Raw genomic sequence first — 2,738 nt, 5'->3', positions numbered from 1 at the left:
GGTGGTTACACCACAAAAATAGAGTGCGAACTTTTTGATGCATCACAAGAAGATGCGGCTGGAAACGTTGCAAACACCACACCAGACAAGGACGATACCCTTGATCCAAACGCTCCACCAAACGCATGCGACGAAGGTGAAGGCGTCATCCATATGGATGAGGATTAATATCAACTTTAGGTCATTCGTTGTGCTGTCCCTTTTAGGGAAGAAGGTCAATGAACGTTTACGACAGATATTTTTTCATCTGCAATGCGATAGCTTTAATAACTGGAACAGACACACTGTTTCCAAATTGGCGATAGGCTTGCGTATCAGATACTGGAATCTGGTAGCTTTCAGGAAACCCTTGCAAGCGTGCTGCTTCTCTTGGCGTCAGTTTTCTAGGATTTTTATTATCCTGCATTATAAGTATTTCGCTTCCATCTTTGTAATAACGTGCAGAAAGTGTATTTGTGTATGGCGATTCCACATCGAAAAGCCCATAACCAAATCCCTTTCCTTTCAGTTTATTCAGAACTTTTCTTCGTTGGTGTCCATGCCAAAGAGCATTACTAATTGTATATTTTTCATCAACCTCTTTATCTAAAATATCTCCCACCCTTGTTTTAATATTCATGGGAGAGGGAAATTTAAAATCTATCGAATGATCTAAAAAACCAATGATATATATGCGTTCACGATTCTGAGGAACTCCAAAATCCCGTGCTTTTAAGATATCATAAAAAACTTTATAACCGCTTGATTGTAAATGCTTTATAATACTAGAGAGAGTACGTCCCCTATCATGCCCCTTTAATTGCTTAACATTCTCTAATAAAAATGCTCGAGGCTTCCTATGTGATAAAATTCTATTGATATCAAAAAATAAAGTTCCACGTGCATCCGCAAACCCCTTCTTCAAGCCTGCTTGCGAAAAAGGTTGGCAAGGAAAGCCTGCTAATAAAATATCATGCTCTGGTATTTCTTCTTCATTGATCTGAGTAATATCGCCATGGACGTGATCGTTGTTAAAATTAAGTCGATAAGTTTGAATAGAGTATTTATCAATTTCTGATGTAAAAACACATTGGGCGTTATCTAAGCCAAATGCAGACTCGAAACCCAAACGAATTCCTCCAATGCCGGCAAATAAGTCAATTAGTTTAAACATTTTACTGATTTTTCCAATAATTAAACATCTCAGGTAGTTCTTTTAAAAAATACGTTTCAAAATCTATGACGCTGTGGTTATGCAATATTTTTTCTTGATTTTTAACTGTTTTTAGTACGACGACAACAATGTTATGCTTGTTCATTTGTTCAATTTTATTTACAGAGATTTTATCATCAACTGTCAGTAAGTGAATGTTAGGAACTTGAGATCTTGACTGCTCTTCAATAACTTCTTGCCAACGTTCACGCAAAGTGGTTTTCATTGTGCCAATAATAGCCTTATCGCGTCTTTTCTTAAAATGCTCTATGCTCGGTAGTACTGAATCAACCATTTTACCCAAACCGGCTTTTTGAAATGTTTCTTTTCCGATTTTTTTTTGAGCTTCGAAACGATATCGAAATTGATTATATAAAAAATAAATAATTTCTTCAAATGTTTTTCCCGCACGTGAACGGCGTGACTGTGTATTGCTAAGACATAATAAATAAATATATGGAATAATTTTTCCTGCATATTGGCCAAAACAATTTATTAGCTGCTCGTTAAATTTGTGAGAATCTTGAATGTTAAGCCGAAATAATTTTAAACTTAATTCAGTAATAATTCTTTTAGGCATCTCAAACTGATGGCTAATTTCCATCAAAATCGCAGAATTGAAAGTAGATTCTTGCTTTAACAATGCGGAATACGATAATTCTCGCATATTAAAAATTGTTTTAGAAACTTCCTCTTTTTTGAGCAACTCATCTATAATTTGTTTATTTTCCTGTACTATTTGACTTACTATTTCATCAGTAGGTGAAATCAGTTCACTTCTTCTTTTCTTGAGAAAGTTTACGAAGCTTTTTTTTTCTTCCTCATCAAGCCCACAAAAATCTTCTAAGTTTTTGTATCTTATATCAGTCATTGCATTAAATCCTACGATTAGACAAGTATAACTGATTAGCAGATTCTAAATTTTAACCAATGATATTTTTGTCCGTTACCTGTCCTTTAGGCGAGGAGGAAGTTAATTTTTTTACTAATTGAACGGCTTTTTCAATATCTTTTTGTTGAGTAGATTTCTTACCGTCCTTTAAGAGGGAAAGACGTTCATTTCATATTTTTCACGCATCCCCGCCTTTTGCGGGGCTTTTTTTATGGAGAATCATATGCGAAAAATATCATCAGAAGGACTTGCACTTATCAAACAATGGGAAGGTTTGCATTTAAACGCCTATAAAGATGCCATTGGGGTGTGGACAATAGGTTATGGACATACAAACAGTGCTGGAAAACCTTTTATTTACGAAGGCATGACAATCACTGAAAAGCAAGCAGAAGAACTTCTTTGTCAAGACTTAAGACAATTTGAAAATGCCGTTGAACGCGCTGTTACAGTTTCATTAACGGATGAACAATTCGCGGCGTTAGTGTCCTTTTGCTATAATGTAGGAACAGGAGCCTTTTGTAACTCGACACTGTTAAAAAAGCTCAATCAAGGTGAATATGAAGCTGTCCCTGCAGAGCTACAGAAATGGACCAAAGCAGGCGGAAAGCGTCTTGAAGGTTTAGCACACCGGCGTGCGGCAGAAACAGGCTT

Annotated in this window: 3 protein-coding genes and 1 pseudogene; 2 read left to right on the top strand and 2 right to left on the bottom strand. The window is 36.0% G+C overall.

Annotated features, from left to right (window positions below; genetic code table 11):
• Nucleotides 1-168 (top strand): annotated as a pseudogene (locus tag ACFINS_RS09520) (late control protein); the annotation flags it as partial.
• A gap of 58 nt (nucleotides 169-226) precedes the next feature.
• On the opposite strand, the gene ACFINS_RS09515 reads toward ACFINS_RS09520, so the two are convergent.
• Together ACFINS_RS09515 and ACFINS_RS09510 are read right to left on the bottom strand one after the other, a co-directional pair.
• On the bottom strand, nucleotides 227-1,153 hold the full coding sequence (locus ACFINS_RS09515; protein ID WP_375631819.1) for a DNA cytosine methyltransferase: 927 nt from the start codon (nucleotides 1,151-1,153) through the stop codon (nucleotides 227-229).
• Nucleotide 1,154: 1 nt separating this feature from the next.
• Nucleotides 1,155-2,063 carry a type II restriction endonuclease gene (locus tag ACFINS_RS09510; protein WP_375631818.1) on the bottom strand — a complete coding sequence of 303 codons (909 nt, stop codon included), beginning with the start codon at nucleotides 2,061-2,063 and terminating at the stop codon, nucleotides 1,155-1,157.
• Between the two features lie 244 nt (nucleotides 2,064-2,307).
• On the opposite strand from ACFINS_RS09510, the gene ACFINS_RS09505 reads away from it, so the two are divergent.
• Nucleotides 2,308-2,738 (top strand): lysozyme (locus ACFINS_RS09505; protein WP_375706134.1); only part of this gene is annotated, 431 nt, incomplete at its 3' end.

Origin of the sequence: Bartonella sp. AA2SXKL, assembly GCF_042197205.1 — a bacterium.
Classification (GTDB): domain Bacteria; phylum Pseudomonadota; class Alphaproteobacteria; order Rhizobiales; family Rhizobiaceae; genus Bartonella.
Note: the sequence above shows the minus strand (reverse complement) of the source record. Positions and strands in the feature narration are given on the sequence as shown.